The organism is Kitasatospora sp. NPDC089509, assembly GCF_044749365.1.
GTDB lineage: Bacteria > Actinomycetota > Actinomycetes > Streptomycetales > Streptomycetaceae > Kitasatospora.
The window spans coordinates 300,781-323,271 of the sequence record NZ_JBIVHS010000004.1 but is presented as its reverse complement, the minus strand read 5'-3'; the positions used below and the strand labels follow the sequence as shown (position 1 = coordinate 323,271).

Annotated in this window: 20 protein-coding genes; 4 read left to right on the top strand and 16 right to left on the bottom strand. The window is 73.5% G+C overall.

What is annotated here, in order from left to right; translation table 11 throughout:
• Positions 1-51: 51 nt before the first annotated feature.
• From ACIP4P_RS11190 to ACIP4P_RS11180, 3 genes are all read right to left on the bottom strand, one after another.
• A complete protein-coding gene (locus ACIP4P_RS11190; protein WP_400916887.1) occupies positions 52-1,695 on the bottom strand; it encodes a succinic semialdehyde dehydrogenase in 1,644 nt (547 codons plus the stop codon).
• A gap of 146 nt (positions 1,696-1,841) precedes the next feature.
• Positions 1,842-3,674, bottom strand: coding sequence for a protein kinase (locus tag ACIP4P_RS11185; protein ID WP_400916886.1), 1,833 nt, complete (start codon positions 3,672-3,674; stop codon positions 1,842-1,844).
• Between the two features lie 162 nt (positions 3,675-3,836).
• Complete coding sequence (locus tag ACIP4P_RS11180) at positions 3,837-4,958, bottom strand: protein kinase (RefSeq protein ID WP_400916884.1); 1,122 nt, start codon at positions 4,956-4,958, stop codon at positions 3,837-3,839.
• Positions 4,959-5,015: 57 nt separating this feature from the next.
• On the opposite strand from ACIP4P_RS11180, the gene ACIP4P_RS11175 reads away from it, so the two are divergent.
• Positions 5,016-5,561, top strand: a complete 546-nt coding sequence (locus ACIP4P_RS11175) for an SHOCT domain-containing protein (RefSeq protein ID WP_350511285.1) — start codon at positions 5,016-5,018, stop codon at positions 5,559-5,561.
• 41 nt (positions 5,562-5,602) lie between these two features.
• Here ACIP4P_RS11175 and ACIP4P_RS11170 read toward each other — a convergent pair whose 3' ends face one another.
• The gene (locus ACIP4P_RS11170) at positions 5,603-7,615 is read right to left on the bottom strand and encodes a protein kinase (protein WP_400916882.1); all 2,013 of its coding nucleotides are present in this window, start codon (positions 7,613-7,615) and stop codon (positions 5,603-5,605) included.
• A gap of 253 nt (positions 7,616-7,868) precedes the next feature.
• Here ACIP4P_RS11170 and ACIP4P_RS11165 point away from each other — a divergent pair, with 253 nt between their 5' ends.
• On the top strand, positions 7,869-8,435 hold the full coding sequence (locus ACIP4P_RS11165; protein WP_350511287.1) for a hypothetical protein: 567 nt from the start codon (positions 7,869-7,871) through the stop codon (positions 8,433-8,435).
• Between the two features lie 89 nt (positions 8,436-8,524).
• Here the strand turns inward: ACIP4P_RS11165 and ACIP4P_RS11160 are convergent, their stop codons facing one another.
• The 4 genes from ACIP4P_RS11160 to ACIP4P_RS11145 form a co-directional block, all read right to left on the bottom strand.
• On the bottom strand, positions 8,525-9,652 hold the full coding sequence (locus ACIP4P_RS11160; RefSeq protein ID WP_350511288.1) for a GuaB3 family IMP dehydrogenase-related protein: 1,128 nt from the start codon (positions 9,650-9,652) through the stop codon (positions 8,525-8,527).
• Between the two features lie 171 nt (positions 9,653-9,823).
• Positions 9,824-11,326 (bottom strand): IMP dehydrogenase, encoded by a 1,503-nt coding sequence (gene guaB / locus ACIP4P_RS11155; protein WP_350511289.1) that lies wholly within the window; start codon positions 11,324-11,326, stop codon positions 9,824-9,826.
• Positions 11,327-11,602: 276 nt separating this feature from the next.
• A complete protein-coding gene (gene shbA, locus ACIP4P_RS11150; RefSeq protein ID WP_400917149.1) occupies positions 11,603-12,187 on the bottom strand; it encodes an RNA polymerase sigma factor ShbA in 585 nt (194 codons plus the stop codon).
• 494 nt (positions 12,188-12,681) lie between these two features.
• Positions 12,682-13,293 carry a response regulator transcription factor gene (locus ACIP4P_RS11145; protein ID WP_014136228.1) on the bottom strand — a complete coding sequence of 204 codons (612 nt, stop codon included), beginning with the start codon at positions 13,291-13,293 and terminating at the stop codon, positions 12,682-12,684.
• 561 nt (positions 13,294-13,854) lie between these two features.
• On the opposite strand from ACIP4P_RS11145, the gene ACIP4P_RS11140 reads away from it, so the two are divergent.
• Positions 13,855-14,181: a WhiB family transcriptional regulator gene (locus tag ACIP4P_RS11140; RefSeq protein ID WP_350503538.1), complete on the top strand. Its 327-nt coding sequence runs from the start codon at positions 13,855-13,857 to the stop codon at positions 14,179-14,181.
• 83 nt (positions 14,182-14,264) lie between these two features.
• On the opposite strand, the gene ACIP4P_RS11135 is transcribed toward ACIP4P_RS11140, so the two are convergent.
• The 3 genes from ACIP4P_RS11135 to groES all read right to left on the bottom strand — a co-directional run bounded on the left by ACIP4P_RS11135 (position 14,265) and on the right by groES (position 17,484).
• The gene (locus tag ACIP4P_RS11135) at positions 14,265-15,263 is read right to left on the bottom strand and encodes a LysR family transcriptional regulator (protein ID WP_400916878.1); all 999 of its coding nucleotides are present in this window, start codon (positions 15,261-15,263) and stop codon (positions 14,265-14,267) included.
• 151 nt (positions 15,264-15,414) lie between these two features.
• The gene (gene groL / locus ACIP4P_RS11130) at positions 15,415-17,043 is read right to left on the bottom strand and encodes a chaperonin GroEL (RefSeq protein ID WP_350511291.1); all 1,629 of its coding nucleotides are present in this window, start codon (positions 17,041-17,043) and stop codon (positions 15,415-15,417) included.
• A 135-nt stretch (positions 17,044-17,178) separates the two neighbouring features.
• Entirely contained in the window at positions 17,179-17,484 is a 306-nt protein-coding gene (groES, locus tag ACIP4P_RS11125) for a co-chaperone GroES (RefSeq protein WP_363427410.1), read from the bottom strand.
• Positions 17,485-17,753: 269 nt separating this feature from the next.
• Between groES and ACIP4P_RS11120 the strand changes: the two genes are divergently transcribed.
• On the top strand, positions 17,754-18,941 hold the full coding sequence (locus tag ACIP4P_RS11120) for an SAM-dependent methyltransferase (protein WP_400916875.1): 1,188 nt from the start codon (positions 17,754-17,756) through the stop codon (positions 18,939-18,941).
• Here the strand turns inward: ACIP4P_RS11120 and ACIP4P_RS11115 are convergent.
• From ACIP4P_RS11115 to tsaB, 5 genes are all read right to left on the bottom strand, one after another.
• Entirely contained in the window at positions 18,938-19,855 is a 918-nt protein-coding gene (locus ACIP4P_RS11115; RefSeq protein ID WP_400916873.1) for a polysaccharide deacetylase family protein, read from the bottom strand. The genes ACIP4P_RS11120 and ACIP4P_RS11115 overlap by 4 nt on opposite strands.
• 78 nt (positions 19,856-19,933) lie before the next feature.
• On the bottom strand, positions 19,934-20,194 hold the full coding sequence (locus ACIP4P_RS11110) for a hypothetical protein (protein WP_400916871.1): 261 nt from the start codon (positions 20,192-20,194) through the stop codon (positions 19,934-19,936).
• On the bottom strand, positions 20,191-21,297 hold the full coding sequence (tsaD, locus tag ACIP4P_RS11105) for a tRNA (adenosine(37)-N6)-threonylcarbamoyltransferase complex transferase subunit TsaD (RefSeq protein WP_350511297.1): 1,107 nt from the start codon (positions 21,295-21,297) through the stop codon (positions 20,191-20,193). Before tsaD ends, ACIP4P_RS11110 begins: the two co-directional genes overlap by 4 nt.
• Positions 21,290-21,769, bottom strand: a complete 480-nt coding sequence (gene rimI / locus ACIP4P_RS11100; protein ID WP_350511510.1) for a ribosomal protein S18-alanine N-acetyltransferase — start codon at positions 21,767-21,769, stop codon at positions 21,290-21,292. The genes tsaD and rimI overlap by 8 nt, the downstream gene beginning before the upstream one ends.
• A gap of 23 nt (positions 21,770-21,792) precedes the next feature.
• Positions 21,793-22,449, bottom strand: coding sequence for a tRNA (adenosine(37)-N6)-threonylcarbamoyltransferase complex dimerization subunit type 1 TsaB (gene tsaB / locus ACIP4P_RS11095; protein ID WP_350511298.1), 657 nt, complete (start codon positions 22,447-22,449; stop codon positions 21,793-21,795).
• Positions 22,450-22,491: the final 42 nt, after the last annotated feature.

Here is a 22,491-nt window from a genome sequence, read left to right as displayed (position 1 = left end):
TCTGCTCCTCGGGGGTCGAACCTGACGGGGGGAAAACGGGGGGAAAGCGGGTTACTTGAAGCGGAGCGCCTTGAGCACCCGCAGCCCGCCGGTCATCACCGCGGCGAACTGCTTGTCGTCCAGCCCGAACGAGGGCGCGATCGGCATCATCCGCTGGGTCGCGACGGTCTGCGCCTCGGTGAACCGCAGGATGCCCTCGGCGCCGTGCCGCCGGCCCAGCCCGGAGTCGCCCATGCCACCCATCGGCGCGGCGACCGAGCCGTACGCGGCCGCGTAGGCCTCGTTGACGTTGACCGTGCCGGTGCGCAGCCGGGCCGCGACCGCCCGGCCGCGCCGCAGGTCCCTGGTCCAGACGCTGGAGTTCAGGCCGTACGGCGTGGAGTTGGCGGCGGCCACCGCCTCCTCCTCGGTGTCGAAGCGGTAGACCGAGACGACCGGGCCGAAGGTCTCCTCGCCGCAGACCGCCATCTCCGGGGTGACCCCGTCCAGCACGGTCGGCTCGTAGAAGTACGGGCCGAGGTCGGGCCGGGCCCGCCCGCCGGTCAGCACGGTGGCGCCGGCCTTGACCGCCTCGTCCACGTGCCGGGTGGTGGTGTCCAGCTGCCGGACGGAGACCAGCGAGCCCATGTCGGCGCCGTACGCCAGGCCGCCGCCCAGGCGCAGCGCCCGGGTGCGGGCGACGAAGAGCTCCAGGAAGCGGTCGGCCACCGAGCGGTGCACCAGCAGTCGCTCGATCGAGATGCACAGCTGCCCGGCGGAGGAGAAGCAGGCCCGGACGGCGCCCGCGGCGGCGGCCTCCAGGTCGGCGTCGGAGAGCACCAACATGGCGTTCTTGCCGCCGAGTTCGAGTGAGGCGCCGACCAGCCGGGCGGCGGCGCGCTGGGCGACCTCGCGGCCGGTGCGGGTGGAGCCGGTGAAGGAGACGTAGTCGGCGTGCTCGACCACGGCGGGGCCGATCACCGGTCCGTCGCCGATCACCACCTGCCACAGGTCGGCCGGCAGCCCGGCCTCGATCAGCAGCTCGCGGGCCCACAGCCCGGTCAGCGCGGTCTGGGTGTCGGGCTTGTTGACCACCGCGTTGCCGGCCACGAAGGCGGGCAGCAGGTCGCCGACGCACAGCTCCAGCGGGTAGTTCCACGGCGAGATGTGGCCGATCACGCCCTTGGGGCGGCGGGCCTCCACGGCGTGGGTGAGCACCGGCAGCGCACCGCCGCGGCGGCGGTCCTTCAGGTAGCCCTGGGCGGCGCGCCCGTAGTGCCGGGCGGCCATCGCGACGGCCAGCAGCTCCTCGAAGGCGTGCAGCCGGGCCTTGCCGGTCTCGGCCTGGACCAGGTCCAGCACCTCGTCCTGCCGCTTGAGCAGCAGGTCGTGGAAGCGCAGCAGCACGCCCGCCCGGCGGCGCACCGGCAGCGCGGCCCAGGCCGCCTGGGCGCGGCGGGCCAGCTGGAAGGCGACCTCGACGTCGGCCGGGGTGGACTGCGGCAGGGCGGCCAGCCGCTCGCCGGTCAGCGGGGCGACGGTCTCCACCACGCTGGGCACGCCGGTGGCGGTGATCCCGGCGGCCAGCCGGTCGACCAGGGAGCGGGGGACGGCGGTCCCGACGGTCCGCCCGCCGCCGGGGGCGGCCGGGTTGCCGTCCGCGGGGACGGCGCCGGGGTGTTCGGTGGCCACTGCGTCTGCTGAGAGGTCCGACATACGGCGCAGCCTAGGCCTTCGGCGCCCGGCGCGGTACCCGTCGGTAACAAGAATCTGCCGCAGTCGGGCGAAAGCGGGGCGCTCCGCCCGCACCGGCCGCCGAACCCGCCGAACCCGCGGGATCAGCGGGTCGGCGGGCGCAGCGCTCAGCGGGTCGGCGTGAAGTGGTTGAGCACCGTGGTGAACCGCTGCTCGGTCTGCTGCCAGTCGTCGCCCTTGTCCGGGCTGGACGCGTAGATCGCGTAGGAGGTGCCGTCCTCGTCGAGGAACTCGGTCTCGATCGCCCGCCGGCGACCGCCCTCCTTGGCCGCGTAGCTGAACTCCCAGGTGGCCGCCTCGTGGCCGTTCACCACGGCGCCGGCCATCCGGAGCTGCTTGTAGTCCTTGAGCGACTTGGAGACGTTGGTCTCCATCTGCCGCATGTGCTCCAGCGGCTTGACCGACTGTCCGACGGTGACCGCGAACTGCAGGTAGTGCACCCGGTTGTCGGGGCTGTAGAAGATCTGGTTGGCGTCCGTCCCGGTGCTGCGCTGCCAGGCCGGGGTCGCGACCGGCATCGGGAAGCGGAAGCCGGCCGGGTCGTCGGCCCAGCGGTAGCCGGCGGGCGCGGGCGCCCCCGGGGCGGGGGTGCCGGTCTGGTCCGTTCCGGTGGGCTCGGTCGTGTCCGGCTGCCCGGTCGAGCCGGGGCCGGCGTCCGAGCCGCCGGTCATGTGCCGGGTGGCGAAGAAGGTCGCCGCGGCCACCAGCACGCCGACGGCCGCCACGACGGCGACCAGCTTGACCCGGTTGCGACGCTTGGCCGGACCGCGTGCGGGCGCACTGGAGTGCGCGACCGGCGCGTCGGCGGAGGTACGCGCCTGCCCGGCCGTGGCCACGCCCCCGGCGGTGTCGGCGACCACCGCGCCGACCGGGACCACCGGCACGACCGGAACCGGCTGGGAGGAGCGCACGGCCGTCACCGCCGTCGAGGCCGTCCCGGCCGGACGCGGATCCGTCGGGTCCTCCGATCCCTCGGCGCCCTCCGGCGCGGAGGCCACGGTCCCGTCCTGCCCCACGCTGCGGTCCACCACCGGCACCGACTGGGTGGGCGTGCGCACCGGCGCGGCCGACGGCCCGACCGACTTCAGCCCCATGGTGTGCCCGGAGTGCACCTCGGCCAGCATCCGGGCCGCCTCGTCCGCGCTGGGCCGGTCGGCCGGGTCCTTGGCCATCAGCGCGGCCAGCACCGGCCCGAGCGGCCCGGCCCGGCGCGACTCCGGCAGCGGCTCGTCGACCACGGCGGCCAGCGTGCTGATCGGCGAGTCCCGGCGGAACGGCGACTGCCCCTCGACCGCCGCGTACAGCGTCGCCCCGAGGCCCCACAGGTCGGAGGCCGGTCCGGGCCGCTCGCCCTGGGCGCGCTCGGGGGCCAGGTAGTCCGGCGAGCCGACCAGGTCGCCGGGCCGGGTCAGCTCGGTCGAGCCCTCGTACTTCGCGATGCCGAAGTCCAGCAGCACCACCCGCCCGGTGCCGCGCTCCAGCAGCACGTTGGCCGGCTTGACGTCCCGGTGCAGCACCCCGAGCTGGTGGCCGCGGTGCAGCGCGGCGAGCACCTGGCTGCCGACCTCGGCCGCGGCGCGCGGCGGCAGGGTGCCGTCCTGGCTGATCACGTCGGCCAGCGAGCGGCCGTCGACCAGCTCCATCACGATCCAGGGCCGGCCGTCCTGCTCCAGCACGTCGTGCACGGTGATCACACCGGGGTGCTTGATCCTGGCGGCGGCGCTGGCCTCGCGCTTCATCCGGGTGTGCAGGATCTGCAGATCCTCCTCCGGCAGGTGGTTGACGGTCAGCTCCTTGACCGCGACCTCGCGGTCCAGCATCCGGTCCCAGGCCCGCCAGACCGTCCCCATCCCGCCCCGGCCGAGCCGCTCACCGAGCTCGTACCGCCCGGCCAGCAACCGCTCCGCCTCAGCCGCCTCCGGCCGGTCCTGCACGCCCATCGGCGACCGCTCCCCCTCTCGATTCCACCTGCCGTCACCGCGACCGAAAGCCCGCTGCGGACCGCTGTTCGAACTAATCCCACGGACACCCTAGGCGCACCGTGCCACGCTCGGTAATCTCGCCCACCCACCGGACCCGCAGGACGGCGGACTTCGGGGCCGTCAGCCTGCGAACAGCACCACGGCGACCATTCCCACCACCAGCAGCGCGAACACCCCGCCCACCAGCAACGGGCCCAGCAGGGCCGGGGGTATCCGCGAGGTCCTCCCCCCGTCCGCACCGCCCTCCGGCGTCACCCGATCCGCACCACCCTCCGGCACCACCCGCGCCGCGCCGCCGCCCCGCCCGCGCCGTCGCGGCCGCAACGGCACCAGCGGCGCCTCCGGCTTCAGCTCCAGCTCCCGCGCCGCCCGCTCCCCGTCCGCCGGTTCCGGGGCGCCCGCCAGCAGCGCCGCCAGCTCCGCCCGCACCGTCTGCGCGGTGGGCCGCAGGCCCGGGTCGGGCTGCAGCAGGCGCTCGGCCAGCGGCGCCAAGGGCCCGCAGAGCGCCGCCGGTTCGCGCCGCCCGTCCCGTACGGCCGTCACCAGCTCCGGCACCCCGCCCTCCGGGAACGGCGCGCGGCCGGTGACCATCCGCTGCAGCAGCACCCCGAGCGCCCAGCAGTCCCCCGCCGGGCCGCCGTCCAGCGGCCAGCGCTCGGCCACCGCGCCGACCAGGGTGGCCCGCACCTCGTACCGGCGCCGTCCGCCCGGCCCGCCGAGGTCCTCGGCCAGTGCCTCCTGCGCCACCCCGTCGAGCAGCCCGCCGAGCATCGCCGCGCCGTCCTCGCAGACCAGCACCGACTCGGCGGTCAGATTGCCGTGCGAGAGCCCGGCCTCGTGCAGCGCCCGCAGCGCACCGGCCAGGTCCGCCGCCAACTCGGCCGCCCGGTACGGCGGGAGCGGCCCACCGGCGAGCTGGTCGGCCAGCGTCCAGCCGGCCGGCCGCTCCTCCACCGTCCACAGCAGCTCGCCCTCGACGAAGGCGCCGACCCCGCGCAGCAGCCGGGGGTGCCAGGCGGGCGCGGCCGAGCCGACCGTCGCCACCCGCCGCACCAGCCGGTCCCCGTGGCCGGGGTTGGGCTCGTCCGGATCCTGACCCGCGGTCAGCAGCGCGGGCAGTTCGACGGCGCGCAGCTGCACGGCCTCGCCGGTCCGCTCGTCCACCGCGAGGGCACGCAGCAGCTCGGGACGGTCCGTCAGCCGGTACCGACCCGCCAACACCTGGCCGGGGCCGCCTCGCATGGCAGTTCCTCTCGCTCGCCGAGCAGCCTACTGAGCGGCTCCTTTACGCTCGGTCCCATGGAATGGACCGACCTGATCGACACCGCCTTCAAGGTGGCGGGCAACAGTAACCAAGCCAATCGGGCCGAGGCCGTCCGCACGGTCGAAGCGGCCGTCATCGACGGCGAGGAGCCCGTCGCCTCCACGGCCGGACGCCATCCCGACCACTTCCGCAAGGGCGTGCTCGTGCTCACCACCCACCGGCTGCTCTTCCTGAAGGACGGAAAGCCTCCGGTACCGGTTCCGCTCACCGCCGTCACCGACGCCACCGTGGCCCGTACCAAGTTCAACGGCGAGGTGCTGACGGTCGTCGCACTGACCGGCTCGCACCGCTTCGAGGAGGTGGTCAAGGCCGAGGTCTTCGCCGAACGGATCCGCGAGGCGGCCCGAACCGCACGCAGCGCCACCCCGCCGCCGGTCCCGGCCCCCGTCGACGCCACCCCCACCGAGCCCTCGGCCGGCGAGCAACTCCTCGGCCAGCTGGAGCGGTTGGCCGCCCTGCGGACCGCCGGCGCCCTCACCGACGAGGAGTTCACCCGGGCCAAGCAGCTCCTGCTCGGCTGACCTCCCACCGAGCCGGCGCCCCGGGGCGTGCCGGACACGCCCTACGGGGCCGGCTGGAAGCTGTTGAACACGACGTCCCGGGCCTGGGCCTGCGCGCCCCACTGCGCGTCCGGGACGATCCAGTAGATCGAGTAGCCGTACTTGGCCGGACTGCCGGTCACGAAGCCCCGGTTGAGCGAGTGGGTCTTGGGCGTGCCGTTGGTCCACTCCCAGTCCGCCGCGTTCGTCCACTGCCGGTAGGTGATCGCCGCCAGGTTGATCCGCTGGTAATTGGTCACCTGGCCACGGACGTTGGGCTCCGAATCCTGCCAGTCGGCGACGGCGCTGGCCCCCGGCGACGTGGTCCACTCGATCCGCAGCTGGCTGCCGTCGGCGGAGTTCTTGAAGATCCGCCGGTTGCCGTCCGACCCGGCCGGCTGCAGCCAGTCCGGCAGGACGACGGAGAAGCCGCTCGGGTCCTGGTACGCGTGGTACCCGGCCGGCACCGGAGCGCCGGACGGAGTCGGCGAGGGGGTCTGGGCCGTCGAGGGGGTCTGGGCCGTCGTCTGGGCCGGCGGTGGGGCGGCCGCCGAGGACGCGGCCGGCGGCTCGTCGGGCGTCCCGGCGGGCGCCCCGGCCGCGGCCGGTGACTCGTCGGGCGTCGCGGTCGGGACGGCCGACTCACCGGCCGGCGCCGACGCGTCCTGACCGGGCGCGGTCGCCGCGACCGGCGCACTGGCACCGGGGCTGTGGGTGCCCGCCCCGTTGGTGGAGCCGTCCCCGCTGCCCACGGCCTGGAGCAGCGCGACGATCCCGGCGATCAGCAGCAGCACGACCACCACGGTCGCGATGGCCAGCCTCCGCCGCCCCTTGCGCGGGTCGGCCCCGGCCGCCTGGGTGGCGCCCATCGTCCACTCGCTGGTGACCGGCCGGATCGACTCGGTGGCCGGCGCCGGTTCGGCGGGCTTCCCGCCCTCGGCCTCGACGGCGGGTTCCCCGTCCCGGGCCCGGCTCCCCACCCGGACCGTCCCCAGCAGCCCGCCGACGGTCCGCTTCGGCTTCTCCTCGGCCTTCGGCTTCGGGTCCGCCTCCGCCGCGGCGTCCGCCTCGGCCTTCGTCCCGGCCGTCTCCGAAGCCTTCTCCCCGGCCTTCTCCGAGGCCTTCTCCCCGGCCTGCTCGCCCGCCGCCGCGGCCACCGACTCCACCGGCATCGCGTGCTCGGTGGTCGACTCGGCCTTCACGGTCGCCTCCGCGACCACCCGCTTGAGCATCGACCGGGTCTGCGCCGCGTCCAGCCGCTTCGCCGGGTCCTTGTCCAGCAGCCCCTCGATCACCGTCAGCAGCGGCCCGGCGTTCGTCGGCGCGGTCAGCTCCTCGGTCATCACCGCGGTCAGGGTGGCCAGCGCCGAACCGCGGTCGTACGGCGGCCGCCCCTCGACCATCGCGTACAGCGTGCCGCCCAGCGACCACAGGTCGGCCGGCGGTCCGGGCTTCTGCCCGCGGGCCCGCTCCGGGGATATGTACGAGGGCGCGCCGACCAGCATGCCGGTGGAGGTGACCGAGGCATCGCCCTCGACGCTCGCGATCCCGAAGTCGGTGAGCACGACCCGGCCGTCATCGCCGATCAGCACGTTGGACGGCTTGACGTCCCGGTGCAGGATGCCCAGCGCGTGCGCCGCGCTCAGCACGCCCAGCACGTCGAGCGCGATCTCCGCCGCCCGGCCGGGCGCCAGCGGCCCGTCCTCCCGGACGACGTCGGCCAGCGAGCGGGACTCCACCAGCTCCATCACGATCCACGGCCGGTCGTCCTCGTCGACCACGTCGAAGACGGTCACCGCCGAGCTGTGCCGGATCCGCGCGGTCGCCTTGGCCTCGCGCAGCGTCCGGACGATCAGCCGGTGCTTCTCCTCCTCGTCGACGCTGGCGTTCATCCGCAGTTCCTTGACCGCGACGGTCCGGCCCAGCATCTCGTCCTCGGCGCGCCAGACGGTACCCATGCCACCGCGTCCGAGCACGCCGTTCAGCCGGTAGCGGCCGGCCAGGAGGCGGCCGGTGGAACCCTGCGCCTGGGTCATTCGGAACGTTCCCCCATGTGCTGCTGGCGGTCGTGGTGACGGCGCGTCGGCCCGGCCGGGCCCGAACGGCCAAGCCTCCATCATCTCCTGTCCGCGGGGGCGACGACCACCCGCCCCCCGGCCCAAGACGGGACGAACCGGAACGGGTGCGACGCTCTGTGCCCGATCTGTGATCGAAAACTCGCCAAGATCTGCCCGAGGCGCTGCTACCGTTCGGCAGCTCATCGTCTTTTCCCGGGGGGACTCGACGCCCATGACCGCACCCGCACCGGGCGCTGACGGCCCATCGCTCCGCTCCCGCACCGCCCAGCACTACTCGGTCGCCCCCGTGCTGGACACCCCCGAGGGCTACGTCGCCCCCGGCATGCCCGGCGTCCCCGTCACCGGCTACGCGCCCCACGCCCCCGCCGCCCACCGGCGCCCGCGCCGCCGCCGCACCGCCCTGGCCGTCGCCCTCGCCCTGCTCGCCGCCCTGCTCGGCGGCCTCGCCTACGGCTGCGCCCCGCTGCGCGCCGCCGACAGCCTCGGCTGGCTCACCATCGCCCAGGCCGGCCTGGTCGCCCTCCCGCTCGGCCGCCTCGGCGGCCGGAGCCGCTTACTCCCCGCACTGGCCGCCCTGCTCGCCGCCGGTGCCCTGTTCCTGGGCCAGCTCACCCAGCACCTGCGCCGGCTGCACGCCGCCGGCCCCGCCCCGCACGGCCTGCTGCACGACACCCTCACCACCTGGCGCGCCGAGCTGCGCCCCCTGGACCTGGCCTTCTACGCCATCGCCCTGGTCGGCGGCTTCCTCCTCACCCGCCGCACCGCGAACCGCGGCTGACCGCCCCACCGGCGAGGCCCCCGGAAAACCCGGAGGCCCCCGTCCGGCGGAACCGGACGGAGGCCTCCGTCAGCGCGTCAGCGAACCCCTCAGCGGTGGTCGAGCGCCGGGTTCACCGTCACCTCGACCCGCTGGAACTCCTTCAGCTCCGTGTAGCCCGTGGTGGCCATCGCCCGGCGCAGCGCCCCGAAGAGGTTCATGGTCCCGTCCGGCGTGTGCGAGGGCCCGGTCAGGATCTCCTCGGTGGTGCCGACGGTCCCGAGGTCCACCCGCTTGCCGCGCGGCAGCTCCTCGTGGACGGCCTCCATGCCCCAGTGGAAGCCCTTGCCCGGGGCGTCCGTGGCCCGCGCCAGCGCCGCACCGATCATCACCGCGTCGGCGCCGCAGGCGACCGCCTTCGGGATGTCGCCGCTGTAGCCGACGCCGCCGTCCGCGATCACGTGGACGTACCGGCCGCCCGACTCGTCCATGTAGTCACGGCGGGCCGCCGCCACGTCCGCGACCGCGGTCGCCATCGGCACCTGGATGCCCAGCACGTTGCGGGTGGTGTGGGCCGCGCCCCCACCGAACCCGACCAGCACGCCGGCCGCGCCGGTCCGCATCAGGTGCAGCGCCGCGGTGTAGGTGGCGCAGCCGCCGACGATCACCGGGACGTCGAGCTCGTAGATGAACTGCTTGAGGTTGAGCGGCTCGGCGGCGCTGGAGACGTGCTCGGCCGAGACGGTGGTGCCGCGGATGACGAAGACGTCGACCCCGGCGTCCACCACGGCCTTGGAGAACTCGGCGGTGCGCTGCGGCGAGAGCGCGGCGGCGGTGACCACACCGGAGTCGCGGACCTCCTGGATCCGCTGCTTGATCAGCTCGGCCCGGATCGGCGCGGCGTAGATCTCCTGCAGGCGGCGGGTCGCGGCGGACTCGTCGGTGATCGTGGCGATCTCGTCCAGCAGCGGCTGCGGGTCCTCGTAGCGGGTCCACAGGCCTTCGAGGTTCAGGACGCCCAGACCGCCCAGGCGGCCGATCGCGATGGCCTGCGCCGGCGAGACCACGCTGTCCATCGGGGCGGCCAGGAACGGCAGCTCGAAGCGGTAGGCGTCGATCTGCCAGGCGATCGAGACCTCCTTCGGGTCACGCGTACGCCGGCTGGGGACGACGGCGATGTCGTCGAAGGCGTACGCCCGGCGGCCGCGCTTGCCTCGCCCGATCTCGATCTCAGTCACTTCGAGCCCTTCTGGTTTGTTGCTCCATGCCCGCCGGGTCACCCCGGCCGCCCCCAGTATCCCGTACTACCGCTGGTCCCGCCCCGACGGCCCGGCTCCCCGCACGCCCCGAGGGGCCCGCGGCCGCAGTGCGGCCACGAGCCCCTCGGTGGTCGGATCCGGTCCCGTGCGTCAGCGCGACGAGTAGTTCGGCGCCTCGACGGTCATCTGGATGTCGTGCGGGTGGCTCTCCTTGAGGCCCGCCGAGGTGATCCGGACGAACCGGCCCTTGCTCTCCATCTCGGCGACGGTGGCGGCGCCCACGTAGCCCATGGTCTGCCGCAGGCCGCCGATCAGCTGGTACAGCACCGCGGACAGCGGGCCGCGGTACGGCACCTGGCCCTCGATGCCCTCGGCGATCAGCTTCTCGTCGGAAGTGACCTCGCCCTGGAAGTAGCGGTCCTTGGAGAAGGACTTCGCCTGGCCGCGGGACTGCATGGCGCCCAGCGAGCCCATGCCGCGGTAGGACTTGAACTGCTTGCCGTTGATGAACATCAGCTCGCCCGGCGACTCCTCGCAGCCGGCCAGCAGCGAGCCCAGCATCACGGTGTCGGCACCGGCGGCGAGCGCCTTGCCGATGTCGCCCGAGTACTGCAGGCCGCCGTCGCCGATGACCGGCACGCCGGCCGCCTGGCAGGCCGTGGCGGCCTCGTAGATGGCGGTGATCTGCGGCACGCCGATGCCGGCGACGACGCGGGTGGTGCAGATGGAACCGGGGCCGACGCCGACCTTGACGCCGTCCACGCCGGCGTCGATCAGCGCCTGGGCGCCGTCCCGGGTGGCGACGTTGCCGCCGACCACGTCGATCCCGACGGCCGACTTGATCTTCGCGATCCAGGCCAGCGCGTTGTGGCTGTGGCCGTGCGAGGTGTCGACGACCAGGAAGTCCGCGCCCGCCTCGACCAGGGCCTGGGCCCGGTCGAAGGCCTCGGCGCTGGCGCCGACCGCGGCACCGACCAGCAGCCGGCCCTCGGCGTCCTTGGCGGCGTTCGGGTACTGCTCGGCCTTGACGAAGTCCTTGACGGTGATCAGGCCCTTGATCCGGCCCTCGTCGTCGACCAGCGGCAGCTTCTCGATCTTGTGGCGGCGCAGCAGCGCCATCGCGTCCACGCCGGAGATGCCGACCTTGCCGGTGATCAGCGGCATCGGGGTCATGATCTCGCGGACCTGGCGGCTGCGGTCCGACTCGAAGGCCATGTCACGGTTGGTGACGATGCCGAGCAGCTTGCCGGACTCGTCGGCGATCGGCACGCCGGAGATCCGGAACTTGGCGCACAGCGCGTCGGCCTCGGCCAGCGTGGTGTCCGGGCCGACCGTGATCGGGTCGGTGACCATGCCGGACTCGGAGCGCTTCACCAGGTCGACCTGGTTGGCCTGGTCCTCGACCGACAGGTTGCGGTGCAGCACGCCGACGCCGCCCTGGCGGGCCATCGCGATGGCCATCCGCGCCTCGGTGACCTTGTCCATCGCCGCGGACAGCAGCGGGATGTTGACGCGGACGTTCCGGGAGACCCGCGAGGAGGTGTCGACCTGGTTCGGCAGCACCGCGGAGGCCCCGGGCAGCAGCAGGACGTCGTCGAACGTGAGCCCGAGCATGGCGAACTTCTCGGGTACGCCTGCGGCGTTGTAAGACATTTGGGGGTACCTTCCGTGGCCGGCCTTATCCGCTCGCGCCCAGAGGGAAGGGGCGCGTTGATCGCTCACTCGCGCAGACCGCCGAAAGCCGGGTGGGCCGGACTTGGACGAACCTCCAAGGAAACCCCGTGCGCACCCGCGAAACTTTGGCAACCTGCCCAGGCGCCGATACCCCATGGTACTGGCACCGCGAATGTGCCCTCGTGTGCCCTTGACAACAAGCACCCCGGGCGGCTCATTCCGCCCCGCGGAACGCCCCGCCCCCGCCCCTCCGGATCAGGAGGACTCCTCCGCGAGCGCCCGCAGCCGGCTGAGCGCCCGGTGCTGGGCCACCCGGACGGCCCCCGGCGACATCCCGAGCACCTCGCCGGTCTCCTCCGCCGACAATCCGGCGGCCACCCGCAGCAGCACCAGTTCGCGCTGACGGGCCGGCAGGTTGGAGAGCAGCTCCTTGGCCCAGGCCGCGTCGCTGCTCAGCAGCGCCTGCTCCTCCGGGCCGAGCGCCTCGTCCGGCACCTCGGGCAGGTCGTCCTGCGGCACCACGGTCGAGCCGGGCCCGCGCATCGCGGCCCGCTGCAGATCGGCGATCTTGTGGGCGGCGATGCCGTAGACGAAGGCCTCGAACGGCCGCCCCTGGTCCTTGTACCGGGGCAGCGCGCACAGCACCGCGACGCAGACCTCCTGGGCCACGTCGTCCACGTGGTGCCGGGCCCCGCCGGGCAGCCGGACCAGCTTGGCGCGGCAGTACCGCAGCGCCAGCGGGTGGACGTAGGCGAGCAGCGCGTCGATGGCCGGGCCCTCGCCGCGCACGGCGGCCGCGACCAGTTCGCCCACCAGGGGCGAGCCGCCCGAACCGAGCACCGGCGGGCGCCCCGGACCGGACTCCGCTCCGGAGGAACCGGACGGGCCGGCATCGCCGGGCTCGCCGGGGTCCGCGTACGACGGATCGTGACCCGGGCCGGAGGGCTGGGCCTCACCCGGGTCCGCCTGGCCGGCCGCACCGGCGACATCGTCGCGCATCGGTCCATGGTGCCTGGTCGACCGGGAAAACGCGGCACCGCGTCCGGAGTTGTGCACCGGAACGTTATGCGCTGCGGCACCGTGCGGCGTACCGCGCACCACCGGCCCCTCCTGCACCGTGCCGCCTTCCGCCCCGCCACCGTGGGTGGTCCCGTCCGTCGCGCCGTCCGCCGAGTGTCCCGCGGCCGTGTGGTTCGCCGCAGTGCCTGTCCGCTGGTCCCCGAGGTGCTCCACTCCTCCATGGTGCAACCTCGGGACCGTAACGTCACACGCCCGTGCGGCACCCGCTCCGGAATTCGACGGCGCCGCACCGCAGCCGGCGGCGCCGCCGACGGTCAGCGGACCAGGCCCCAGCGGAAACCCAGCGCCACCGCGTGCGCGCGGTCGGAGGCCCCGAGCTTCTTGAACAGCCGCCGGGCGTGGGTCTTGACGGTGTCCTCGGAGAGGAACAGCTCGCGCCCGATCTCGGCGTTGCTGCGCCCGTGGCTCATGCCCTCCAGGACCTGGATCTCACGCGCCGTCAAGGTCGGTGCCGCGCCCATGTCGGGGCTGCGCAGCCGACGCGGGGCGAGCCGCCAGGTCGGGTCGGCGAGGGCCTGGGTCACGGTGGCCCGCAGCTCGGCGCGCGAGGCGTCCTTGTGCAGGTACCCGCGGGCGCCCGCGGCCACCGCGAGCGCGACCCCGTCGAGGTCCTCGGCGACGGTGAGCATGATGATCCGGGCGCCCGGGTCGGCGGACAGCAGCCGCCGGACCGTCTCGACCCCGCCGAGGCCGGGCATCCGGACGTCCATCAGGACGAGATCGGAGCGGTCGGCCACCCAGCGGCGGAGGACCTCCTCCCCGTTCGTCGCGGTGGTGACCCGGTCCACACCGGGTACGGTCGCGACGGCGCGGCGAAGCGCCTCGCGGGCGAGCGGGGAATCGTCGCAAACGAGAACGGAAGTCATGACCGTCGTCCTCCGCAGCTGATCCGCGTCACGTTGAGCCTCCTGGCTGGTACGAACCTCTCCGACACGGCCGATCGGCGACGGACTTCGTCCTGATCGCCCCGACTTGCCCGCGATCGTTCCCGACGTCCGGCGCCCGCTAACCGCCTCCGCACTTCCAACGACCGTCACTCGAATGAGTTACGGCCTTCAGGCCATCTCCACCACTGTACGTGGCCAACCCATTACCGATCAGCCGCATCGCGGTGCACACGCCGCTCTTTTGCGCAGCTCGCGCGCGGTGGGCGCACCACCCGCACACCGGTGCGGTGTGTCGCGCGCCCCTCGGCCACCCGATTGCCACGTCCACGCCCGGCAAACCCCTTGCCCACTTTGCCCGTTTTTATAGCTTTCATATGGTCATTGACTGTTGTGCCAGTGTGTGGGTGACTTGTCCATGGAGTTGCCTTAAGTCATATTTCCAGGTGTCCACACCAGCGCGGGACGCCCCGCCGGGCACCGTTCGGCAGCAGCCCGCCGAAACGCCCGGCCGCCGCCGACCGCCTCTGAAGGGAATGAGCCATGGCAGATTTCTCCCGCCTCCCCGGTCCCAACGCGGACCTCTGGGACTGGCAGCTCTCGGCGGCCTGCCGCGGCGTGGACAGCTCGCTCTTCTTCCACCCGGAGGGGGAGCGCGGAGCCGCCCGCAGTTCGCGCGAGACCAGCGCCAAGGAGGTCTGCATGCGCTGCCCGGTGATCGCCGAGTGCGCGGCGCACGCCCTGGCGGTCCGGGAGCCGTACGGGGTCTGGGGTGGGATGACCGAGGACGAGCGCGAGGAGATGCTGGGCCGCTCGCGGCACCGCCTGGTGGAGGTCCCGCTGACCCCGCCGGCGGTCGCGCAGCGTTAGACCCGCCTCCCCGACGCGCCGTGGAGAAACGTTTCTTCGCGGCGCCCAGGGCCCAGGCGCACCCCATTCAGGGGAGACGTCGGTCAGCGACCGGCCGCCGCGCCCACCAACCGCTCCTGCATCAGCGCCACGGCCGGCACCTCGGCCAGGTCCGGCAGGGTCAGCGCCACCACCTGGCGCACCGCCGGCGCCCCGGAGGCGGTCCGCACCGGCACCGTCGACACTCCGTCAGGACGCACCGACTGCAGAGCCAGCCGGGGCAGCACCGCCACCCCGAGTCCGGCCGCCACCAGGCCGACCACCGCCGGGTAGTCGTCGGTGGCGAAGTCGATCCGCGGCTCGAAGCCCGCCCCCGCGCACAGCTCCACCAGGTGCCCCCGGCACTGCGGACAGCCGGCGATCCACTGCTCCCCCGCCAGCTCGGCCAGCTCCACCGGGCCGCCCCGACCGGCCAGCGGGTGGGCGGCGGGCAACAGGCCCACCAGCGGGTCGTCCAGCAGCGGGGTGACCACCAGGTCGGACCAGTCGGTGCCGGCCGACAGCTGCTGGGCCTCCAGGTTCGCCTCGGCCCGCGCCTCGCGCGGCGAGCCGTGCGCCGGCGCCGACACCACGGCCCCGCCGTCGGACTGCGGATAGCGGAAGGCCAGCGCGAGCTCGCACTCGCCGCCGCGCAGCATCGCCAGCGACTCCGGCGGCTCGGCCTCGACCAGCGACACGCGCACCCCCGGATGGCTGTCCCGCAGCCGGGCGACCGCGGGCGGCACCAGGGTGGAACTCGCGGTCGGGAAGGACACCAGCCGCACCCGCCCGGCCCGCAGCCCGGCGATCGCGGCCACCTCCTCCTCGGCGGCGGAGAGCCCGGCCAGGATTCCGGTGGCATGCTTGAGCAGGACCCGCCCGGCCTCGCTGAGCTGCATCCCGCGGCCCGAGCGGACCACCAGCGGGGTGTCCACCGACTTCTCCAGCGCCTTCATCTGCTGGCTGATGGCAGGCTGCGTACACCCCAGCTCACGGGCGGCGGCGGAGAAGGAGCCGGTGCGGGCGACGGCACGCAGGACGCGCAGATGGCGGGCCTCGATCATGCCTCAGTTATAAGGCAATCTTTGCATTCTGCAAAATTCTACTGATAGTTGAAGCCTGGAACACCGCAGCACCAACACAGCCGGAGGCCCGGTCCACGCCCCCGCGAGGGGTGCGGACCGGGCCTCCGGTCAACCGCTGTGGCTATCGGCCTCAGTGCGAGTGGCCGTGACCGCCGTGCGAGTGGCCGGCGTCGGCCTCCTCTTCCTTCTTCTCCACCACGAGGGTCTCGGTGGTGAGCAGCAGGGAGGCGATCGAGGCGGCGTTCTCCAGGGCGGAGCGGGTGACCTTGACCGGGTCGATGACGCCGGCCTTCACCAGGTCGCCGTACTCGCCGGTGGCGGCGTTGTAGCCCTGGCCGGCCTCCAGCTCGGAGACCTTGGAGGTGATGACGTAGCCCTCCAGGCCGGCGTTCTGGGCGATCCAGCGCAGCGGCTCGTGCAGCGCCTTGCGGACCACGGCGACACCGGTGGCCTCGTCACCCGACAGGCCCAGGCCGCCGTCCAGCACCTTGGCGGCGTGGACCAGGGAGGCGCCACCGCCGGCGACGATGCCCTCCTCGACCGCGGCGCGGGTCGCCGAGATGGCGTCCTCCAGGCGGTGCTTGCGCTCCTTCAGCTCCACCTCGGTGGCGGCGCCGACCTTGATGACGCAGACGCCGCCGGCCAGCTTGGCCAGGCGCTCCTGCAGCTTCTCGCGGTCCCAGTCGGAGTCGGTCGCGGCGATCTCGCCCTTGATCTGGGCGACGCGGCCGGCCACGGCCTCGCTGTCACCGGCACCGTCGACGATGGTGGTCTCGTCCTTGGTGATGGTCACGCGGCGGGCGGTGCCCAGCACGTCCAGACCGGCCTGGTCGAGCTTGAGGCCGACCTCCTCGGAGATGACCGTGCCGCCGGTCAGGACGGCCAGGTCGCCGAGGATCGCCTTGCGGCGGTCGCCGAAGCCCGGGGCCTTGACGGCGACGGCGTTGAAGGTGCCACGGATCTTGTTGACGACCAGGGTCGACAGCGCCTCGCCGTCGACGTCCTCGGCGATGATCAGCAGCGGCTTGGAGGCGCCGGACTGCAGGATCTTCTCCAGCAGCGGCAGCAGCTCCTGGATGGAGGAGATCTTGCCCTGGTTGATCAGGATGTACGGGTCCTCGAGGACCGCCTCCTGACGCTCCGCGTCGGTGACGAAGTACGGCGACAGGTAGCCCTTGTCGAACTGCATGCCCTCGGTGAAGTCCAGCTCCACGCCGAAGGTGTTCGACTCCTCGACGGTGATGACACCGTCCTTGCCGACCTTGTCGATCGCCTCGGCGATCAGCTCGCCGACCTGGGTGTCCTGCGCGGAGAGGGACGCGACGGCGGCGACGTCGTCCTTGCCCTCGATCTCGCGGGCGATGGACAGCAGGTGCTCGGAGACGGCGGCGACGGCCTTGTCGATGCCCTTCTTCAGGGCGGCCGGGCCGGCACCGGCGGCGACGTTGCGCAGACCCTCGTTGACCAGGGCCTGGGCCAGCACGGTGGCGGTGGTGGTGCCGTCACCCGCGACGTCGTTGGTCTTGGTGGCGACCTCCTTGACGAGCTGCGCGCCAAGGTTCTCGTACGGGTCGTCCAGCTCGACCTCACGGGCGATGGTGACACCGTCGTTGGTGATGGTCGGGGCGCCGAACTTCTTGTCGATGACGACGTTGCGGCCCTTGGGGCCGATGGTCACCTTGACGGTGTCGGCCAGCTTGTTGACACCGCGCTCCAGCGAGCGGCGCGCGTCCTCGTCGAACTGCAGGATCTTCGCCATGTTCCCTATTCCCTCGGGGCTGCGGCCGGCCGACCGGCCGCCGAACTACGTGAACCAACAACCACGCCCCGGGCCCCTGTCACTAGGGACACGGATCCGGGGCGGGGCGGAACGACTTGCTTCTCGGTACTGCGATTACTTCTCGATGATGGCGAGAACGTCGCGGGCCGAGAGGACGAGGTACTCCTCGCCCCGGTACTTCACCTCGGTGCCGCCGTACTTCGAGTACAGGACGATGTCACCGACGGCGACGTCGAGCGGCAGACGCTGGCCGTCCTCGAAGCGACCCGGGCCGATGGCCAGGACGACGCCCTCCTGGGGCTTCTCCTTGGCGGTGTCCGGGATAACCAGGCCGGAGGCCGTGGTGGTCTCGGCGTCGAGCGGCTGGACCACGATGCGGTCCTCGAGCGGCTTGATGGCAACCTTGCTGCTGGTGGTCACGTCCGAGCTCCCCTTCGGAGATTACGGGGTTTTCTAACGGGTAGGTGGCGAACCTGCGGGCCTGCCGTCGCGGGGGTCAGACACACGTCTTCGCGTTAGCACTCCCCAGTGGGGAGTGCCAAGGACGACCATAGGCCGCCGCTAGCACTCAGTCAACCAGAGTGCCAACGGCGCGCCAGTGGGCTCGACCGGAGGTCGAGCGGTCGCGCTGGCGTGCGGCGCCCGGCCCGAACCGCCGCCCACCCCGCCCGACCGGTCAGAATGGGCCCGTGGACACCGAGAACCTCCAGCCCCTGCTGACCCCCGAGGGTCAGGCCCTGCTCGCCGAACTGCGCGAGTTCGCCCCCGAGGAGGAGTTGGCGCTGGCCACCCGGCTGCGGCGGGAGCACCCGGCGGAGCTGGTGTCGGCGGCGTTCGGGCAGGCGCGGCTGCGGCAGCGGGCGCGGGCGAAGTTCGGGGCGGACGCCGACCTGATGTACTTCACGCCCAACGGGGTCGAGCAGTCCACCCGGCGCAGCGTGGCCGAGTGGCGGGCCCGCCGCTTCGCCGAGTTGGGCGTACGGCGGCTCGCCGACCTGTGCTGCGGCATCGGCGGGGACGTGCTGGCGCTGGCCCGGGCCGGGATCAGCGTGCTGGCCGTCGACAAGGACCCGGCGGCCTGCGCCGCCACCGCCGCCAACGCCGCCGCGCTGGGCCTCGCCGAGCTGGTCGAGGTGCGCTGCGCGGACGTCGCCGAGGTGGACGTCACCGGCTACGACGCGGTGTTCACCGACCCGGCCCGGCGCACCTCGCGCGGCCGGGTGTTCGACCCGGAGGCGTACGCCCCGCCGCTCTCCTGGGCGATCGAGGCCGGGCGGCGGACCCCGATCGGAGCCCTGAAGGTGGCCCCGGGCATCCCGCACGAGGCCGTCCCGGCGGACGCCGAGGCCGAGTGGGTCTCCGACCACGGGGACGTCAAGGAGGCGGTGCTCTGGTTCGGCACCGGGGCGGCCCGTCCGCACCGCGCCACCCTGCTGCCGCACGGCGCGAGCCTGACCGGCGGCGACCTGCCCGACCCGCCGGCCGGACCGGTCGGGCGCTACCTGTACGAGCCGGACGGCGCGGTGATCCGGGCCCACCTGGTGGCCGAGGTGGCCGAGCAGGTCGGCGGCCGGCTGATCGACCCGAAGATCGCCTACGTGACCTCGGACCGGCTGGTCGCCACCCCGTACGCCCACGCCTTCGAGCTGACCGACGTGCTGCCGTACCACGTCAAGAAGCTGAAGGCGCTGCTGCGCGAGCGCGGCGTCGGCACGGTGGTGATCAAGAAGCGCGGGATGGCGATCACCCCGGAGGAGCTGCGCCGGCAGCTCAAGCCCTCCGGGCCGAACAGCGTCACGGTGATCCTCAGCCGCACCGACAACGGGCCGCTGATGATGCTGGGGCAGCCGGTGACGGGCCTCCAGGGCGCGCCCTAGGAGGCCGGTGCCTGGATGTAGTCCTCCAGCCGGGCCACCGAGAAGCCCTGCTCCTGGATCCGGGCCAGCAGGTCCCCGAACATCTGGGTCATGGTGGCGCCCTTGAGCTCCTTGGGGCCGCGGAAGTGCGCCAGGATGATGTCGCCGGGCTTCAGCTTCTTGTCCGCCGCCTGGTACTGCATGTCGTGGATCTGCATCGACTCGCGCCAGAGCACGATCGCCCGCGGCCCGCACTGCTGCACCGAGGTGTTGAGCATCGGGGTGTTGGCGCCGTCGCCGAACGGCGGGCGGAACAGCAGCGGGGCGGTGCCGTACTGCTGGGTGAGCGCGGCCTGGTCCTCGCAGATCTCGGACTTCTGCTTGTCCGCCGACAGCTTGCTCATCACCGGGTGGGTGACGGTGTGGTTCTGGATGTGGTTGCCCAGCGCCTGGAGCGGCTTGAAGTAGCCGTAGTCGTTCTTGACGATGTCCTTGGTCAGGAACATCGAGATCGGCACCTTGAGGTCGGTCAGCATCTCGACGAACTTCGGGTCCTTCTCGGCGCCGTCGTCGATGGTGACGAAGACGACCTTGTCGCTCGTCTTCACATCGCTGAACACCGGTACGGTGCCGGTGCGTTCGAGCTTGATGGGCTTGTCGGCGGGCGGCGCGGGGGCCGGGGCGAGCGGCTTGAGGTTCCACTTCGCCCAGGCCACGGCGTCGCCCTGGGCCGGGGCCGCGCCGGGCGTGGTGGCGGCGGCGGTCGGCGTCCCGCCGGCGGCGGACGCCGGCCCGGAGGCCGCCGTGGTCGCCGTGTTCCCGGCCGGGGCGGCGCTGCCGCCGCCCCCGTTGTCGCCGCACGCGGTGGCGAAGGCCAGCAGCGCCAGCGCCCCCGCCGCGTACGTCCTGGTCCTGCTCAGCCCGTCCCTGTTCACCGCAGTGCGCTCCCGGTCCCGTCCAGCCTTCTCTCAGCTAGCACGGTAGCGGCCGCGGCGGCGGTTCCCCGCCGCGGCCTACTCGACGTGCTCGCTGGTGAAGGACCAGCGGTGCACCGGCCGGCCGAGCAGCTCGGCCGGCGGGTCGGCGACCGGCACCGGCTCGCCGCTCCACCAGGTGATCAGCAGCACCCGTTCGCCGGCCGCGGAGAGCAGCTCGGCCCGCTCCAGCCCGGCCGCACCGCGCATCGCGGGCAGCGCCGACTCCCTTACCCAAGCGGCGAGTTCGGCCCCTCGGCCGTCCGCCGCCCGGGCCTCCCACATGGCGGCGACGGTCACGCCGCACCGCCGCCGAGGGCGTCGTAGGCCTGGCCGTGGAGGTCGCCGTGGCCGATCGCCGTGGCCGGGACGTGGGTGTCGGTCACCGGCAGCGAGGAGTCGGCGGACAGGTCGAAGGCGGAGGGGGTGCGGCCGCGCCACACCATCTCGGAGCCCAGCGCCGCCACCATCGCGCCGTTGTCGGTGCACAGGCCCGGCCGGGGCACCCGCAGCCGGATCCCGGCCCGGTCGCAGCGCTGCTGGGCCATCTCGCGCAGCCGGGAGTTGGCCGCGACGCCGCCGCCGATCATCAGGTGGTCGACGCCGTTGTCCTTGCACGCCTTGACGGCCTTGCGGGTGAGCACGTCGGTGACCGCCTCCTGGAAGGAGGCCGCGACGTCGGCGATCGGCACCTCCTCGCCGGCCCTGCGCTTGGCCTCCACCCAGCGGGCGACGGCGGTCTTCAGGCCGGAGAAGGAGAAGTCGTACGCGGGGTCGTTCCGGCCCGACAGGCCGCGCGGGAAGTTGATCGCCTTGGGGTCGCCCTCGCGGGCCGCCCGGTCGACGATCGGGCCGCCCGGGAAGCCCAGGCCGAGCACCCGGGCGACCTTGTCGAAGGCCTCGCCGGCCGCGTCGTCGATGGTCGCGCCGAGCGGGCGGACGTCGGTGGTGATGTCCTCGCTGAGCAGCAGCGAGGAGTGCCCGCCGGAGACCAGCAGGGCCATCGTCGGCGAGGGCAGCCGGCCGTGCTCCAGCTGGTCGACGCAGATGTGCGAGGCGAGGTGGTTGACCCCGTACAGCGGCTTGTCCAGCGCCCAGGCGTACGCCTTCGCCGCGCTGACGCCGACCAGCAGCGCGCCGGCCAGGCCGGGGCCGGCGGTGACGGCGATGCCGTCCAGATCGCTGGCCTTGATCCCGGCGGTGTCCAGGGCGCGCTGGATGGTCGGGACCATCGCCTCCAGGTGGGCGCGGCTGGCGATCTCCGGGACGACGCCGCCGAAGCGGGCGTGGTCGTTGACGCTGGAGGCGACCGCGTCGGCCAGCAGGGTGGTGCCGCGCACGATGCCGACGCCGGTCTCGTCGCAGGAGGTCTCGATGCCGAGGACGAGCGGTTCGTCAGCCATGGGGGGTGTCCTTAGGGTCCTTCGGGTCAGTGCTCGGGTGTTCGAGGCGCATCACCAGCGCGTCGATGTCGGCGGGCTGGTAGTAGCCGCGCCGGATGCCCACCGGTTCGAAGCCGTGCCGCTCGTACAGCCGCTGGGCGCGCCGGTTGTCCACCCGCACCTCCAGCAGCAGGTCGGCGCAGCCGCGCCGGGCGGCCTCGTGGATCAGGTCGGTGAGCAGGGCGGTGCCGAGGCCGGCGCCCTGGTGGCGCTCGTCGACGGCGATGGTCTGGACGTCGCCCTCGTCGGCCACGGTCATCAGACCGGCGTAGCCGACGATCGTGCCGTCCGCGGCGGTGGCGACCGAGTAGTGGCGGGTGCCGCCGGGGTGGGCCTCGGCGAGCTCGGACCAGAACATCCCGTGGGACCAGGCGTCCTCGGGGAACAGCCGGAGCTCCAGGTCCATCACCGGATCGATGTCCCACCAGCGCATCGGGCGCAGGGTGGTGCCGTCCTTCACGCCGGGAGCACCGCCTTGTAGCCGGCCGGGACCTGGGCGTCCGGGCGGCGCAGGTACAGCGGGACGTTCGGCAGCAGCTCGCGCCCGGCGGCCAGCTCGGCGGCGGCGAAGCCGGCCAGGGCGCCGGCCGAGACGTGCTCGGGGCCGTGCCCGCCCGGGAAGGCGTCGGGGTAGAGCAGCGCGCCGGCGCCCACCGAGCGGGGCGCGGGGGTCAGCTCGGCCGGGCGGTCCACGCCGGGGCCCTCGGTGCGGTTGCCCTCGGCGTCGTACGAGGCCCAGTAGACCTCCTTGCGGCGCGCGTCGGTGGCGACCGTGAACGGCTGCCCGGCCAGGCCCTCGGCGCGGGCCTGGAAGGCGATCGCGTCCAGGGTGCACACGCCGTGCACCGGCAGGCCGAGCGCGTGACCGAGCGCGGCGGCGGTCACCAGGCCGACCCGCAGGCCGGTGTACGGGCCCGGGCCGACGCCGACCGCGATGCCGGTGAGCCGGTGCTTGTCCACCCCGGCGGCCCGCAGGACCTGGTCGATCGCGGGAAGCAGCAGTTCGCCGTGGCGCCTGGCGTCGACCTGGTGGGTCTCGGCGAGGACGGCCGTGCCGTCGTGGACGGCGGCGGTGACGGCGGGGGTAGCGGTGTCGAACGCGAGCAGCAGCACGGGTCAAGGTTAGACCGCCGTTGGGCCGACCGGTCGATCGAG

What these genes read in the sequence shown, in the direction of transcription:
- ACIP4P_RS11140 (WP_350503538.1), top strand. Translation starts at nt 13,855, where the DNA reads ATGGCAGATTTCTCCCGCCTCCCCGGTCCCAACGCGGACCTCTGGGAC.
- groL (WP_350511291.1), bottom strand. Translation starts at nt 17,043, where the DNA reads ATGGCGAAGATCCTGCAGTTCGACGAGGACGCGCGCCGCTCGCTGGAG.
- ACIP4P_RS11190 (WP_400916887.1), bottom strand. Translation starts at nt 1,695, where the DNA reads ATGTCGGACCTCTCAGCAGACGCAGTGGCCACCGAACACCCCGGCGCC.
- ACIP4P_RS11185 (WP_400916886.1), bottom strand. Translation starts at nt 3,674, where the DNA reads ATGGGCGTGCAGGACCGGCCGGAGGCGGCTGAGGCGGAGCGGTTGCTG.
- ACIP4P_RS11170 (WP_400916882.1), bottom strand. Translation starts at nt 7,615, where the DNA reads ATGACCCAGGCGCAGGGTTCCACCGGCCGCCTCCTGGCCGGCCGCTAC.
- rimI (WP_350511510.1), bottom strand. Translation starts at nt 21,769, where the DNA reads ATGCGCTGGTGGGACATCGATCCGGTGATGGACCTGGAGCTCCGGCTG.
- ACIP4P_RS11180 (WP_400916884.1), bottom strand. Translation starts at nt 4,958, where the DNA reads ATGCGAGGCGGCCCCGGCCAGGTGTTGGCGGGTCGGTACCGGCTGACG.
- ACIP4P_RS11175 (WP_350511285.1), top strand. Translation starts at nt 5,016, where the DNA reads ATGGAATGGACCGACCTGATCGACACCGCCTTCAAGGTGGCGGGCAAC.
- tsaD (WP_350511297.1), bottom strand. Translation starts at nt 21,297, where the DNA reads ATGGCTGACGAACCGCTCGTCCTCGGCATCGAGACCTCCTGCGACGAG.
- ACIP4P_RS11135 (WP_400916878.1), bottom strand. Translation starts at nt 15,263, where the DNA reads ATGATCGAGGCCCGCCATCTGCGCGTCCTGCGTGCCGTCGCCCGCACC.
- ACIP4P_RS11145 (WP_014136228.1), bottom strand. Translation starts at nt 13,293, where the DNA reads ATGACTTCCGTTCTCGTTTGCGACGATTCCCCGCTCGCCCGCGAGGCG.
- guaB (WP_350511289.1), bottom strand. Translation starts at nt 11,326, where the DNA reads ATGTCTTACAACGCCGCAGGCGTACCCGAGAAGTTCGCCATGCTCGGG.
- ACIP4P_RS11165 (WP_350511287.1), top strand. Translation starts at nt 7,869, where the DNA reads ATGACCGCACCCGCACCGGGCGCTGACGGCCCATCGCTCCGCTCCCGC.